At 34.8% G+C, this 14,535-nt stretch carries 11 protein-coding genes, 1 tRNA gene and 6 pseudogenes; 7 read left to right on the forward strand and 11 right to left on the reverse strand.

The annotated features are described in order from the left end of the window. Positions 1-239 precede the first annotated feature (239 nt). Entirely contained in the window at positions 240-1,283 is a 1,044-nt protein-coding gene (gene holA / locus T420_RS0104190; RefSeq protein WP_013545630.1) for a DNA polymerase III subunit delta, read from the reverse strand. A 713-nt stretch (positions 1,284-1,996) separates the two neighbouring features. On the opposite strand from holA, the gene T420_RS0104195 reads away from it, so the two are divergent. Next, positions 1,997-2,071 (forward strand) — tRNA-Gly (locus tag T420_RS0104195). A gap of 76 nt (positions 2,072-2,147) precedes the next feature. On the opposite strand, the pseudogene thiD reads toward T420_RS0104195, so the two are convergent. Beyond that, positions 2,148-2,997: pseudogene (thiD, locus tag T420_RS06960) on the reverse strand (bifunctional hydroxymethylpyrimidine kinase/phosphomethylpyrimidine kinase). A 139-nt stretch (positions 2,998-3,136) separates the two neighbouring features. Between thiD and T420_RS0104205 the strand changes: the two are divergent. The 3 genes from T420_RS0104205 to T420_RS0104215 all read left to right on the forward strand — a co-directional run bounded on the left by T420_RS0104205 (position 3,137) and on the right by T420_RS0104215 (position 6,213). After that, a complete protein-coding gene (locus T420_RS0104205) occupies positions 3,137-3,943 on the forward strand; it encodes a lysophospholipid acyltransferase family protein (RefSeq protein WP_049785197.1) in 807 nt (268 codons plus the stop codon). 93 nt (positions 3,944-4,036) lie between these two features. Continuing rightward, positions 4,037-5,140: a D-alanyl-D-alanine carboxypeptidase family protein gene (locus tag T420_RS0104210; RefSeq protein WP_013545633.1), complete on the forward strand. Its 1,104-nt coding sequence runs from the start codon at positions 4,037-4,039 to the stop codon at positions 5,138-5,140. Between the two features lie 8 nt (positions 5,141-5,148). Further along, positions 5,149-6,213, forward strand: coding sequence for a CobW family GTP-binding protein (locus tag T420_RS0104215; protein ID WP_013545634.1), 1,065 nt, complete (start codon positions 5,149-5,151; stop codon positions 6,211-6,213). 142 nt (positions 6,214-6,355) lie between these two features. Here the strand turns inward: T420_RS0104215 and T420_RS0104220 are convergent, their stop codons facing one another. The 4 genes from T420_RS0104220 to T420_RS07410 all read right to left on the reverse strand — a co-directional run bounded on the left by T420_RS0104220 (position 6,356) and on the right by T420_RS07410 (position 9,266). Next, positions 6,356-7,105: a L,D-transpeptidase family protein gene (locus T420_RS0104220; RefSeq protein ID WP_026501170.1), complete on the reverse strand. Its 750-nt coding sequence runs from the start codon at positions 7,103-7,105 to the stop codon at positions 6,356-6,358. A 29-nt stretch (positions 7,106-7,134) separates the two neighbouring features. Continuing rightward, positions 7,135-8,091, reverse strand: a complete 957-nt coding sequence (locus T420_RS0104225) for an acetyl-CoA carboxylase carboxyltransferase subunit alpha (RefSeq protein WP_013545636.1) — start codon at positions 8,089-8,091, stop codon at positions 7,135-7,137. Between the two features lie 78 nt (positions 8,092-8,169). After that, on the reverse strand, positions 8,170-9,108 hold the full coding sequence (locus T420_RS0104230) for a site-specific tyrosine recombinase XerD (RefSeq protein ID WP_013545637.1): 939 nt from the start codon (positions 9,106-9,108) through the stop codon (positions 8,170-8,172). Next, positions 9,105-9,266, reverse strand: coding sequence for a hypothetical protein (locus T420_RS07410; RefSeq protein ID WP_169728259.1), 162 nt, complete (start codon positions 9,264-9,266; stop codon positions 9,105-9,107). The genes T420_RS0104230 and T420_RS07410 overlap by 4 nt, the downstream gene beginning before the upstream one ends. 93 nt (positions 9,267-9,359) lie before the next feature. Here T420_RS07410 and T420_RS06965 point away from each other — a divergent pair. The 3 genes and pseudogenes from T420_RS06965 (at position 9,360) to T420_RS0104250 (ending at position 11,871) form a co-directional block, all read left to right on the forward strand. Next, positions 9,360-9,985, forward strand: a pseudogene (locus T420_RS06965) (shikimate kinase). Beyond that, positions 9,960-11,093: pseudogene (gene aroB / locus T420_RS06970) on the forward strand (3-dehydroquinate synthase). The pseudogenes T420_RS06965 and aroB overlap by 26 nt, the downstream one beginning before the upstream one ends. 412 nt (positions 11,094-11,505) lie before the next feature. Continuing rightward, complete coding sequence (locus T420_RS0104250) at positions 11,506-11,871, forward strand: MliC family protein (RefSeq protein WP_013545642.1); 366 nt, start codon at positions 11,506-11,508, stop codon at positions 11,869-11,871. A gap of 405 nt (positions 11,872-12,276) precedes the next feature. Here the strand turns inward: T420_RS0104250 and T420_RS07525 are convergent. The 5 genes and pseudogenes from T420_RS07525 to T420_RS07615 form a co-directional block, all read right to left on the reverse strand. Then, a pseudogene (locus tag T420_RS07525) lies at positions 12,277-12,553 on the reverse strand (K+/H+ antiporter subunit F). Between the two features lie 98 nt (positions 12,554-12,651). Further along, positions 12,652-12,828 (reverse strand): hypothetical protein, encoded by a 177-nt coding sequence (locus tag T420_RS07590; RefSeq protein WP_338070765.1) that lies wholly within the window; start codon positions 12,826-12,828, stop codon positions 12,652-12,654. Between the two features lie 64 nt (positions 12,829-12,892). Then, a pseudogene (locus T420_RS07610) lies at positions 12,893-13,566 on the reverse strand (proton-conducting transporter membrane subunit); the annotation flags it as partial. A 15-nt stretch (positions 13,567-13,581) separates the two neighbouring features. Beyond that, positions 13,582-13,922, reverse strand: a pseudogene (locus T420_RS06975) (Na+/H+ antiporter subunit C). Positions 13,923-14,104: 182 nt separating this feature from the next. Then, entirely contained in the window at positions 14,105-14,278 is a 174-nt protein-coding gene (locus T420_RS07615) for an MnhB domain-containing protein (protein WP_157861858.1), read from the reverse strand. Positions 14,279-14,535: the final 257 nt, after the last annotated feature.

Genomic DNA, 14,535 nt, shown 5'->3' on the forward strand with positions numbered 1-14,535 from the left:
TTATTAATCTCAAAATAGCATCGGTTGATTGATGTTAGCAAGAAGCATATAATGTTTATCACTAACTCTGAAATATATGATCAGCAATACGCACAATCTTCCAAAGAACTGGCAAAGTAGTTTGTTTATGATCAAGCACAACAGACTATGACATCGCATTATATACAATAAAAGAAAATTTCTGCTGTGCACATTCATAAAAATACCAAAAAAATCCGGTGTGAATACGATTAGATATCTTACAAATCCTTTTGGCGTTTTGCAATAATTGTCAATTCCAACAGAAGTTGGTGAATGATTGTTTCATTCAAAAGTGGGTTTTTACGACTCTCTAAAATAGCGGATTGTATTTTTTTCATCGCATATAAAATTTGTTCCAAGTTCCAATATCTTAAAGCTTGTTCAACTTTTTTTTTTCTTTGAAAAAAAATCGGTGGTCGAGCTTGAGCAACCACTTCAAAAGAATTTTTACCTTCAATTTCCACTTGATAACGTAAAAGCTGTAACTGTTGAAAATTCCTTTGAGCTACATTCAAAATAAAGAGAAATCTGCTGTTTATAACTACATAACGACTAAAATAAGTTTCAAAACCTGCTAAATCTCCCAGTAAAACAGCATCAATCACTTCATCTTGAGAAAGAGCGCTCACATCGCTAACGACAGCTTTTACATCCTCAAGAGCAATATGAGTTTTTTTTAAAGCATAAAGACAAAGCTTTTCCAATTCACTACGTGATGCAAGACGATCTTCACCTATATTTTGGTGCAAACATTGACGTGCTTCCAAAGAGAGAGTTATACTGAACTCATCTAAAATCTCATCAATCAATCCATTAAGAGAATGAACGTTATCTGCATAACAAGGCAAAGCAATTGCTGTAGATGCCATTTCAATAATATTGCGTAATCCTACTCCTTTTTTTAAATCTCCCGCCTCAATTAAAATAAAACTTTTTTTCGGTGGTTCTGTTATTAAAAATTTAAGTGCTTTAAGAAAGCCTTTGTGGTTATCACCATTTGATACCCATATTAAACGATCACCACCAAAGAGTGACAAAGTACGCGCTTCATTTCCTAATCGTGCAGGGTCTTTATCAATTTCAGCAGCATCCAAACGAACGGTTGAAAAAGGGTTTTCTATTGCCACCTGGGTGAGCTTAGCAAAACGCTGAGCACGTTCACAAACAAGACCCCGATCCGGTCCATAAATTAAAACAATAGGAAAAGAACGTGAAAAATATTTTAAAAACTGATCAACTTCATGTGCTTTCTTATGAGCCAAAACATTAATCCATTAAAAGTCTATCATCAAAAGCTTCGCTACAAAACTTATGAAATAGTTCAATTTAGCTATCCACAACATTAAACTTTTACACTCTTTTTGACAATGTCCCAGATTACTTTTCGTTATGCAACATCAGAATCTACTCCCTATAATCAAAAATCTAACGCATAGAATTCATCACTATACTAATGGTTTCCCTCTTTTGTTTAATAATTTTTCGTCAAAACATCACAAAATCAGCTATTCCTAAACTTAATACTGAAGAAAGCTTATCAAATACCAAATTATTTCCTGTATCGAGTACAACAACAAACTCTTTGTTAACAGGATTGTTCGTGTGATTCTGAAAAGACTTTTCAAGATGAAGATTTCACCAAACATTTTTATTTTGCAAAATTACTGTTTCTAGCAACTTATACTTATAATCTTCTATGAAAAGCACTTTTAATGTGATTTTCTGCTTTTATCAAATTTTCATTCCCAAAGAGTAATCACAATAAAACATAATCTCACTTTTCAACACGGCTATACTCTTACGGGTAAAAAAATCATAGAGAATAATTGACTTAAAAAGCACTTTTAAAACCAATCTCTATTCTAATTTTTAAACATCAAAAAATAAATTATACAAAACATTATTTTTTTGTTGCAATTCAGAAAAGCCTACGCCATACAAATAAAGTTTGAGAAAAAGTGTTTCAAATTTTTAAGCGGGTGTAGCTCAGGGGTAGAGCACAACCTTGCCAAGGTTGGGGTCGTGGGTTCGAATCCCATCGCCCGCTCCACTGGTTAGTGTGAATTTATTTTAAAATGTGAACTAATCTAATCTTTAAGCTATAGACTTTTTTCTAAGAGTCTTTTTCATTTATGATCCCACAATTCACAAAAATGATGAAGCGGACCTCGTTCCTTTCCTACTTGTAAAATATTTGAAGCAGATAAAGCACTATTCAAATGATTTTTAGCTTTTTTGACTGCATCAACTAAAGATGCTGTAGGCAAAAGTGCTGCAATCGCGGCCGAAATAGTACAACCTGTACCATGATCATTGGTTGTAATGAGACGAGAAACGTCAAGCATCACAATACCTTCAAAATCACAATTAAAGATCTGGGCTAGAAAGATCATAATGATTTCCAGTCTTGCAAGCAAAAACATCTAACTGCCCATCTTTCAATAAAACAGCACCATAACCCAATGTCAAAAGTTGCAGACTACATTGATACATAGCATCTAATGACCATTTGACTTCACGTCTCAATAACATGGTTGCCTCAAGAAATTTGGTGTAATCAGTGTCGACATAGGAATAAGAACATTACGAACAACTTCAACTGCATCAGGTTTCAAAAGAACATCACCACTTTTTCTAACATAACCGGATCAAAAACAATAAAAGAGGCTTTAAATAAACTAAACGCTCTGCAATAACCTGCGCAATTTGAGCATTTGCCACTATCTCAATTTTAACGGCATCAACATGAACATTTTCAAAAACCGAATCAATTTGATCAGCAACAAAAGACGCATCCAACACTTGAAAAGCGCACACACACTGTGTATTCTGTGCAACAATAGCTGTAACTATGCTCATACCATAAGCTTTCATTGCTGCAAAAACCTTTAAATCGGCCTGCATTCCAGCACCCCAAGAAGGATCAGTAGCAGCAATGGATAAAATTCGTGGAATGAAAAAACTTATCTTTACCAATCTGTGATGTCATATGCTTTTTTCCCCACAGTTTTAAATATTTTTTAAAAGAAATCCTTGAAAAAATTTCAATTAAAGGTGTTTTCTCATATAAACTGCATTATAAATAGAATTTCCTGATAGACATGAAACGAGAAATATGGTGCTTATCTTTCGCTCTCTTCTTTTTACAGTCGTTTTTTACACAGCAACTCTTGTACAAATGGTTCTTTATGCGCCTTTTTATTTTTTAATGCCGCGTAAAAAGGCGTGGATTATACCTAAAATGTGGATACGTATTACACTGTTTTTGCACAAACACATTACTGGAACAGACTATGAAATTGAAGGTATAGAAAATCTCCCAAGTGGTGCTTATATCGTTGCTCCAAAACATCAATCCGCATGGGAAACCTTTAGCCTTGTCCCTTACTTTGATGATCCCGCTCTCATCATTAAGCGTGAATTAATGTGGATTCCCCTTTTTGGTTGGTACATGGCAAAAACACAAATTATTCCGATTAACCGGACAAGTCCTATTAAAGCTCTCAAAATCATTTTACACAATGCAAAACAAAAAGTAAAACAAGGGCGTGAAATCATCATTTTTCCTGAAGGAACACGCAGAAAACCTGGCCAAGATCCAGATTATAAACCAGGAATTATTGCTCTTTATAATGAACTCAAACTTCAAGTTGTACCCATTGCCCACAATGCTGGTTTATATTGGCCACGTAATAATTTTCGTCGCTATCCAGGAACAATCCGCGTCCGTATTCTTCCTCCTATTAAAGCCGGCTTAAATAAACATGATTTCCTAGATCAACTCATTCAAAAAACAGAAAAAGCTTGTGATGAATTACTCCTATTAGCTGCTCAAGATCCTAATCCTCCCCCTATGCCACCTTCTGCTGTTCAAAGACTTGAAATACTTGGCCATAATTGGAAAGGACCTGTGTGTGATTAAATATTCATTCTCTATGTATAACAAAAATCTTTACAATAAAATTCAAACAGTGCTGGATCATTTAAATTTAAAAACAATGGGGGAATTTACTTTATGCACCAACTTTTCCACACATTTTTTTTATCTTTCATTCTAAGTATAACAAGCTCTCTGACTCTTGCTCATCCTTTTATCTCTGTTGATGCTACAACTGGACGAATATTAAAGCATAACCAAGCTTTTGAACGTTGGTATCCTGCTTCTTTAACAAAATTAATGACAGCTTATGTCATTTTTCGAGCTATGAGCACAGGAAAAATTTCATCCCACAAGCATATCACCATCAGCAAAAATGCAGCACAAGCCCCTGCCATCAATTCAGGCTATAAAGCTGGTTCTGTTCTTACACTTGATACTGCTTTAAAAATTACTCTGGTTAAATCCACAAATGATTTAGCTATTGCTATAAGTGAAGCTATTTCTGGTTCACAAGAAGCTTTTGTACAACAAATGAATGCGGAAGCTCAACGTCTAGGTATGTTCGGAACCAATTTTACAAATACAAGTGGATTACCAGATCCAAATAATTACTCCACAGCGCGAGATATTGCTCTTTTAGCGGTTCAAATTCGTCGAGAATTTCCTCAATATGCTCATTATTTTTCTATTCCAGCCATTGATTTTGGCAACGGAAAAAAAATCCAATTTAATTCAAACAATCTTATTGGCCGTTTTGATGGCATAGATGGCATGAAAACAGGATTTATTTGTGCTTCCGGTTTCAATCTTGTTGCTTCAGCAACCCGAAATAAGCGAACAATTATCGCTGTTATTTTAGGATCGGACAGCGTCAATAAAAGAGAAGAAAAAGCAGCACAATTGCTTGATGAAGGGTTTTCAGACAAAGGATCTCTCCAATCAACATTAGCAACATTAGAACCTTATGGTACAAAAATGTCACAAACAACCGATATGAGACAACAAATATGTGCACCTGAAGCTATAAAAATGCGTTTAAATTCTTATGATGAAGAAGGAAATATCATTTTCACTTCACCTTTAATTACCGCTTTACCTTCTTCCATTCTTCCTTTGAAAGTACAACTCATTAGCATACCAAAAGCATTAAAAATCAATGGAAAAATAGTACGAAAAATTCCCATTCCACATAAACGACCTCTCTATCACCCTATGATAAAAGCAGTCAATCACATTTAATATTTCAAATGCAACAAACAACACGTATTCCCGTCACTCTCATTACCGGCTTTTTAGGTTCTGGTAAAACAACCTTGCTCAACTACTTGCTGCAAGACCCTATTTTAGCTAACAGTGCTGTTATCGTTAATGAATTCGGTGAAGTAAGCGTCGACCATCTTTTTATTAAAAAAGCGACAGAAGGAATTATTGAATTAACAAACGGTTGTCTGTGCTGCAATTTGCATAGTGATTTAATCGATACATTAGTTGACTTGATTGATCACACTCAAACAAAATATCTTAAAAAATTGAATCGCATTATAATTGAAACAACAGGTTTAGCTGATCCTGCCCCTATTTTACAAGTCCTTCTAAGCCATCCTGTCTTAATTCAAGCATTAGCTATTGATAGCGTTATTGCAACATTTGATGCATTAAACTCTCTTTCCATCCTCGAGCATTACCCTGAAATACAAAAACAACTGGCTTTCGCTGATAAAATTATTCTTACAAAAACCGATCTTATTGATCATAAAATTCCTCTCGATTTGCTCACCAACAAACTCAAAGCTCTTAATCCCACAGCGCAAATTATCAATTTCCATTCTGATCAATGCAAACTACATGAATTAATAAATAAAACAATTTGGAATGAAAAAGGAGATAATATAGAGTTAAAAAAATGGCTGGCCACTGTTCCACATGATCATTCTCATTACCAAAACTTTCGTGCCTTTTCATTAGACTGTAATGAACCGATTCACTCCGCTACGTTAAAAGCTTTTCTAGATCTCTTAAAAGATCTTTATGGTGAAAAATTACTCCGTATAAAAGCACTTATCGCATTGCACGATAATCCGCATAGTCCAATTGTTCTTCATGGTGTACAAACATTTTTTCATCCACCAATAAGGCTTTCGGCATGGCCAAAAGGAATCACAAAAACTCACTTTGTCATTATTACCCATGGTGTTGAGAAAGAAGCAATACAAAAACTATTCGATGCTTGTTTAAATAAACCAGCAATAGATACCCCAGATAAAGCTGCTATGTTAGATAACCCTTTAGTTATTCCAGGAGTAAAATTTTAATTTCCTTTGCCCATTAATAAATCAAACATTCGCACACAATTTACTCTTTAATATATTCTTATAACCGTTAATATATTGTATGAAAGAATTAGCGCGTATTGTAAAAGATAAAAGAATTATATATTATATGATATAATTGCCCTTATAAGGCTACAGCAACTGAAGCTTTATTAGTAAAATGATCAAAAATGTAACGTTTATCATAAACACTAATTCTGGGAGGTTTACGGTTTATTTCAAAAAAATCATAGCCTTCTTTGAGCATCTTCCAGAATTTATAATGAGGGTTGGCATGATGACGTTGCATATTAGCATCGGTCATGCGAAAAGGAAAAGCATGTAACTGAAATTCCTTTTGCCCACCTCTAAAAGCATCTCGCGCAAAAGCATAGATTTGTGCCATATTTCTATCATTCATTGAATAACAGCCTACAGAAGAACAAGCTCCATGAACCATAATATAGCTTCCTGTACGGCCATGAATCCGATCATATAGATTAGGAAAACCTATATTAAAAGAAAGATAATATTTCGAATAAGGATTCATTTGATTTGCCTGAATGGTATAAAAACCTTCTGGAGCTTGAAAATCGCCTTCTCGATACTTAGGTCCAAGCTGACCCGACCATTTGCAAATGTTATAACTTATAACAAGAACGAATACTCCTGAACGATTTTGCTTCCAAATTTCAGCAATATTTTCTTCCTTAAAAAATCGCATCATAATTGGTGCATACTGATCAATATCATACATAGCCATTTTATTGAAAACTTCTTGAGGCAATGGCTGTTCAATTTTAGCTCTGAAAGAAGTAGGTAATCTCTCCTGACATGCCATCAACATTCCAGTTAGAATAAAAAGCAACGTTGAAAACAATCTATTTAATTTCATTGAATAAAAGGTCTCCGACAGTAAATATATTAACTCAAAGAACGACCGATTTGAAGATATTTCTCCCACCGCTCTTGTTTAATAGTTTCACCATCTTTATCAGCCATAGACTTTAAAGCATCTGAAATAATATTACCTGCTGCCTCAATTACAATCTCTTTTCCTCGATGCGCTCCTCCTAAAGGCTCAGGAATAATACCATCAATAATCTGTAACTTATAAAGATCTTGAGCAGTAATGCGCATATTCATTGCCGCATCCTTTGCACGGGCTGAATCACGCCATAAAATAGAAGCTGCCCCCTCTGGTGAAATAACCGAATAAATCGAATGCTCCAACATATAAACTTTATTGGCTGCAGCAATTGCTATCGCTCCCCCTGAACCTCCTTCTCCAATAATAACGGAAACAACAGGAACCCGTAAGCGTAAGGTTGCTGCCGTTGATTGAGCAATTGCTTCTGCCTGTCCACGTTGTTCAGCACTCACACCAGGATAAGCACCCGCCGTATCAACAAAAGTCAGTAATGGTAATTGAAAACGATCAGCCATTTCCATAATACGCACAGCTTTACGATATCCTTCTGGCCTTGCAGAACCAAAATTATAGTGCAAACGGGTTTGTGTATCATGACCTTTTTCTTGACCTATATAAGCGATTGCTTCACCTTTAAAGCGTGCAAAACCAGCTTGAATAGCTGCATCTTCAGCGAATTTACGATCACCTGCCAAAGGTGTAACATCAGTCAACAATTGCGCTGAATAATCCATAAAATGAGGTCGATCAGGATGACGAGCTACTTGTGTTTTTTGCCATGGTGACAATTTTTTATAGAGATCTTGCAAAGCTGTTCGAGAACGCATTTCAAGACGCGCAATCTCATTGCTCATATCAAGACTACCTTTCTCTTGAGCAATTTTTTTTAATTCAAGAATTTGCAGATCAAGATCAGCAACTGGTTTTTCAAAATCAAGATAATTATACATTGTATCCAACTTATTTTGTATAATTTATACACTTATAATTTATTTTATTAAAGTATTTTTCAAAAGATAATCTTCTCTTTACTCAACCTTACACTGATCAACAAGCGGATGATGCTCATTAACCAAACGATGAAGCCTAGCTTCTAATACATGTGTATAAACTTGGGTTGTAGAAATGTCGCAATGTCCTAATAAATGCTGAACTGCACGCAAATCAGCACCATTTTGCAACAGATGACTTGCAAAAGCGTGACGCAACACATGAGGAGAGAAGTTTTCACTCTGTATTCCTGCTCTTTTAGCGAGATCTTTTAATCCGCGGGCAACAAATTGGCGCGCAATATATCCGGTTGATGAACGAGCAGGAAAAAGATAAAAACTTTTTGCATCTTTCCCTTGATCACGCAAAACCAACCACTTCGACAGAATTTGGCGTGCCTTCTCTGATAAAAGTACTACTCGTTCTTTTTCACCCTTACCGCGAACCAAAATAAATTGTTCTTTCCTTCGTACAGCTTGAACCGGAAGACTCACGAGCTCACTAATACGTAATCCTGTTGCATAAAGCATTTCAAGCAACACCTGAAAACGCAAAGCACGAAAATATTCCTGGGATCCATATTCTGCCTGATCTGTCTCCAACTGTGCAAAATCAAGTAATTTTGTCACCGCATCTTCGCTGATAATTTTTGGCAAAGGACGCCCTTGACGAGGTGAATCAATATCACTAGAAGGATCATCTCCTCTTAATCCTTCAGCATAAAGAAACTGGAAAAATTGACGTAAAGTTGATAAACGACGTGCTTGTGAAGTTGCAGCACAACCAGCAGTCTGCATGAGAGATAAAAGATTTATCAAATCTTCTCTTTGTGCTGAAAAAAATGAAAGAGAGTATGAAGACAATTTATTTTGCGCCCATTGTAAATCATGTTGATAAGCAAAAAGTGTACGAACAGAAGCTCCTCGCTCCGCACTCATCATTTCAAGAAAACGATCTATGACAGCACTACTTTTCATTTATTTTCTTTCGAAGACGCATTTAATAAATCTAAAGACACATCAATATGCATATCCACTGTCACTGGTTCAACATAAACCACAAGGGCAATCATAATGCTAAAAAGAATAGCAATTAAAATAAAAAATATTATCAAAAATCGGGTTAATGTTGGCATAAAAAATTATTCTTAAAAAAGATCTTAATTTCCTATCATACTTGATAAAGATTAACAGGTATTGACTTTAAGATAGATAAATATCGAAATATCATAAAAAATAATCATTCTAAAAATATCCCGATGACACAAATAAAAAATCAACTCTTATCTTGTCTTAACGGACGAGCACTCGTGTTTGTCGGTCTCATGGATGGAGGTAAATCAGTCATCAGAAAACACGTAGCTACCATGCTTAATTTATCTTTTTATGATTCTGATCAAGAAATCGAACAAGCAGCACAAATGACAATTTCTGAATTTTTTGAAACTTATGGAGAAACAGAGTTTCGCTCTCTTGAAAAACGCATCATTTTAAAAATCCTAAAAAAGCTCTCTTATTTTAGCAACAGGCGAAGGAGCTTAAACGAAAATATCCGAAAAACCATTCATCGAAATGGGATATCAATATGGCTTAAAACAGATCTTGATGTTCTCATTGAACGTGTTTTAAAGCGTCCCACTCGACCATTGCTTCAAAAAAAGACCCTAAAAAAATTATGCAAAAACTCATAGAGCAACGCTACCCTGTCTATGCAAAAGCAAATTTAACGATTAACAATCACAGAGAACACTGTCATACAGTAGCACAAAATGTCGTACGATCCAAACAACGCTACTTGGACCAAGAAATAAAAGATAGGAATAACAGATATGCATATCAAAACAGTCACCGTTAAATTGGAGAAGCAATATTATGATATCATAATTGGCCCAGGTCTAATTACATAATTAGCTTTACGAATTAAGAATTGTTTTAACGAAAAAGAGTTTTTATTCAAAACGTTTGGCTATTATCACAGATAAAAATGTCGAAGCTCTTCATTTGGAAAAACTTCAGATAGGATTAAAAGAAAACAGAATCCATACCGTTCCAATTATTATAGAAGCAGGAGAAAAATCAAAATCATTTTCGACTCTACAAACTATAATTGATAAAATTCTCTCTTCCCGTTTAGAGAGAGGAGATAGTATTATTGCATTTGGGGGTGGTGTTATTGGTGATCTAGGAGGATTTGCTGCAAGCATAATACGTCGCGGCATGTATTTCATTCAGATACCGACAACATTGCTCGCACAAATTGATTCATCCATTGGAGAAAAAACTGGAATTAATAGCTATTATGGTAAAAATCTTATTGGCACCTTTTATCATCCTCAATGCGTTCTTTCTAATACTTGTACTCTTAATACATTGCCATTGCGTGAATTGCGGGTGGGCTATGAAGAAATGATTAAATACGCCCTCATTAACCAACCTGATTTCTTTGAATGGCTTGAAAAAATTGGCACTATGTGTTTTCTAATGGCCCAACGCAAACAGAAGCTATTGCTCGTTCATGTCAATTTAAATCTGACATTGTAACTCGTGATGCACATGAAATTGGAGAACGCGCATTGCTAAATCTTGGCCATACATTTGGACACATGCTTGAAATAGCAACCGCTTACGATTCAAACCGCTTAATTCATGGTGAAAGTGTGGCTATTGGAATAATTTTAGCCCACCAATTTTCTGCTGAACTGAATTTAATAAGTTCCATACTAACGCAACGTATTGAAACACATTTTAAAGTTGTTGGTTTACCTACACAATTACAGGATATTCCAGGCAAACTTCCAGATGCTGAAATATTAATGACTTTTATGGCACAAGATAAGAAAATCTTAAAAAATCGTTTAACTCTCATCCTAATACGTGGACTCGGTCAATCATTTATCGCAAAAAATGTTGCACCAAATACCGTTTTAAATTTTCTGAAACAAAAATTAATGAAAACGCGTTAATAAATGTTTATAATGATTGATTAACCTCGGGGCTTTCGCTATAAAATTAAATGTGATTGGGTCTGCGTAGCTCAGTGGGATAGAGCACAGGATTCCTAAAGAATTGGGCACCTTCAGGAGAAATCCTAAAAGTGAATCTGCTCAAATTCGGGGAAAGCTTCACAGGAATTTGTATGTCAATCCCGAGCCAAGTCTCTTTTTAAATAAAGAGAAAGGTGTAGAGACTGAACGGGCAGCACCTAAGAAGCGTAAGCTTTAAGGTGAAGAGACAGTCCAGACCACAAACGGTTTTTCTGATAAAGCTGGCGATGAAAATCGAAGTGGTATGAATCCTGGGGTCGTAGGTTCGAATCCTGCCGTAGACGCCATCATATAAATTACAATTGTTATTTTGAATAATTAAGGAAACATTATGAAAAAACTCTACTTAAGTTTATTACTATTCAACCCGATTACTGCCTTCGCTGGCTCTTTGGTCATCAATGTACCAGATGTTCCGGAACCTATGATAAAAAATGTTGTTTATCAATGTGATACTGGAGCGAATAAAGAAAAAGTTGAAGCAACCTATCTTAATGCCGGTAATATTTCGTTAGTTGATTTCAAATGGAAAGGCGAACAAATTGTCGCTGCAAATGTTATCGCTGCTTCAGGATCAAAATATGCAGGAGCGCAGTATATTTGGTGGGTATTTAAAAACGAAGTTACACTTATTGATCTTATTAATGATCCAGAAGAAAAGAAATCTATTTTCTGTAAAGTAGAAGAAAAGAAATAAAATAAGCTCTTGTTAATTAATTCTATATTTGTTTGAATTTTATGATTTCTTCTTTTTTATGGAATAAAAGAAAAAGTGATTTTTTAAAGAATCTTTTGACTGATCTCGATGAGTTGTCGTTTGTGACAGTAGCAGAAAAGTTATTGGTGCTGTCATAAACAAAAAAAATCATCAAAAATGTTCGTTAACAACAAATTTATGATCCACAAGCATTGAACAAAAAAGTAAGCAATAATGATACTGCCAGCTCTCCAACTTGTACTCAATGAGTCAATGAGAATGTATGCAAACGTTCATAAAAATTGGAAAAACTTACAAAGTCCTATCGTTTCAATGAGAGTAAGACTAGATCTGAGTATTAAAAACATGGTAATTATAATAGCGCTCAAAGTGAAACATTATTTTTCATTCAATAATTTCTCCACAGATTAAAAATTTTGCCAATACGATACTTGATACAGGATCTAAAAGCTAATAATGAGAGCAGCTTCAAAATAAACAGCTATCCCTAACGAATATCAAATGTGAGAAATAAAAATAGTTGTCATATAAAGAGCATCTAAACCAACAATTCGATCTTTTGTTCTTGAACCACAGACCAATCGAAACAATACTATAAACATTGCCAAATTTAAAAGAAATTGTAAGAAAAAAATCCCCAGTAAAGAATAACTATACTCATGAGAAAATCTCCAAAAAAATGGCCTAAATTAAAACGGTTTAAAATCAGCCACATTAAAACAATTGTATAACTAAAAAGAGATAAGAAAAAATGATTCATCAATTCTTCTCTACATTTTTTAGAGAAAAATCAGTTAAAACACTGTTAATATAATTTTTAGAATAATGTAAATCAGCAGTTTCAGATATATAATGGCTAAAAGGTTCAGCCATAATTGTTCGAATAAAACATAAAGTAAGAAGAGCAACGATAGGTGTAAATTCGATCACTTGCACACGTGGATTTTACCTTCAAAAGAAACCCAAAAAATTCCAATACCAATCCGTGTCATTGCAATTAAAGTTGAAAAACCAGAGTAGCCACAACCTGCCTTAGCAATAAAGCAATATCCAAAAATATCATATCTACTTCAAATAAAACAATATCTTTAGAAGCTATGCATTTTAGCTTAATTGCTAAATCAGCTATATATAAATGTGCCTACTATCCCATAAATCAGAACCGTGCCAATAAAAACAGAAATAAAGCAACAAGATTAATCACTACATAATGTATACTTGCCCGGACCCATAACCGACCCGATTCGTGCAAAGCAAGCCTATAAGAAGCAGTTAACATAACTTTAAAAAACACAAATGAATCGAATAAGTTACCTGTCAACAAAACATCATTAATCCCTACTATCAAAAACCGCATTAATGGCTGAAAATGAGGAACTACCTTACACCAATGAGCTTGTGAGAAACGGACATAGCAGCATTCAGCAAACTTGAAGGCAAAAGCATCAGGGCACTTAAACGATCAAGAACCATAATGATACCGAACAGTGAAAGCCAATTTCCAAGCCGATAAACGTCTGAAGCTAGTGCACTTCAAGAGTACGTGCACACAACAAAATAGAAATAACAATCAATACCCCCAGAAGAGAGACTAATGAGTGATTTAAGCTGTGCATTACGTGCATCATAAAAAAGAAGAAATACTCCAGTACTTAATGGCAAAAATAGGTAAATGATGCAAAGCTTCCATCACTTTGCCTCACGTCCATCAACATGATCCGAACCCATTAAATCGCGCGACACTAAGAAAATAACCAAAAATAAATTTCGTCGCAAAACTAATCACAATTGCTGTTAAAATCAAAAACTGCGGAAGAGGATCGACATAATTTGCCGAATTGATCACATGAGATGGATTAACAATAGGAGCCCGTATTGATAAGGAATCTACTCATTGAAAATGATAAAAAATTTATGCTATAAGAAATCAACGAAAAACCAAGAATAACCTGAAAAGTTCCTGGACGTAAAAGAAGCCAAATATCCGATCCAACGAGAACACCAATACCTAAAGAAAGAACAACTTTCATTGGCTTCCCTTTTTTTCAAAATAGTTTTTTACCAATTCGGTAAATTCGAATTGATGTGCAATCGCAATAAAATAAGAACAATTGCGCCCATCAACAGAGAAAACATGCCTAAATCAAATAAAAAAAAGTGCTTTAGGAATTTTTCCAATCCAAAGAAGGTTCGTATATCGAAAAAAGGATATTCAAAAAATCAAGAACCTACCCCTGTTGCCACCGAATAATAAGCCGAAACCTATCAAAAAACGCAAATGACTTTCGACCCAGAAAATATTGGTAGCAAGATATTGTAAAATAAATCTTGTTGCTAAAATAACACCTTCAGCAAATCCACCTTCTGGAAAATCAGACTCGCGCACAAATAAATTGCAAAAGTCATAATAATCGGAAAAAGCCAATCTATAATAACAAAAGGAACAGCTAAATAACCCAACAAAGTATCTCCATCTTGACGGTTTAAGCTGTACATCATCAAAATTTATCTACATATGTTGTTTAAAAGAAGCACCTATATTTCAGGTGCAGAATAAAAACGTCGTAAAAGTGCAAAAATCGTTAGTGTAACTCGTTAGTGTAACAATGCCTAAACCACTATTTCTCTCCATTGTATCAAAAC

This window comes from Bartonella clarridgeiae ATCC 51734 (assembly GCF_000518185.1).
Taxonomy (GTDB): Bacteria; Pseudomonadota; Alphaproteobacteria; order Rhizobiales; family Rhizobiaceae; genus Bartonella; species Bartonella clarridgeiae.

Excerpts from the sequence above, each read along its gene's own strand:
- T420_RS07410 (WP_169728259.1), bottom strand. The coding sequence starts at position 9,266 with ATGCCAACATTAACCCGATTTTTGATAATATTTTTTATTTTAATTGCT.
- T420_RS0104225 (WP_013545636.1), bottom strand. The coding sequence starts at position 8,091 with ATGTATAATTATCTTGATTTTGAAAAACCAGTTGCTGATCTTGATCTG.
- T420_RS0104210 (WP_013545633.1), top strand. The coding sequence starts at position 4,037 with ATGCACCAACTTTTCCACACATTTTTTTTATCTTTCATTCTAAGTATA.
- T420_RS0104220 (WP_026501170.1), bottom strand. The coding sequence starts at position 7,105 with ATGAAATTAAATAGATTGTTTTCAACGTTGCTTTTTATTCTAACTGGA.
- T420_RS0104230 (WP_013545637.1), bottom strand. The coding sequence starts at position 9,108 with ATGAAAAGTAGTGCTGTCATAGATCGTTTTCTTGAAATGATGAGTGCG.
- T420_RS0104215 (WP_013545634.1), top strand. The coding sequence starts at position 5,149 with ATGCAACAAACAACACGTATTCCCGTCACTCTCATTACCGGCTTTTTA.
- T420_RS0104205 (WP_049785197.1), top strand. The coding sequence starts at position 3,137 with ATGGTGCTTATCTTTCGCTCTCTTCTTTTTACAGTCGTTTTTTACACA.
- T420_RS0104250 (WP_013545642.1), top strand. The coding sequence starts at position 11,506 with ATGAAAAAACTCTACTTAAGTTTATTACTATTCAACCCGATTACTGCC.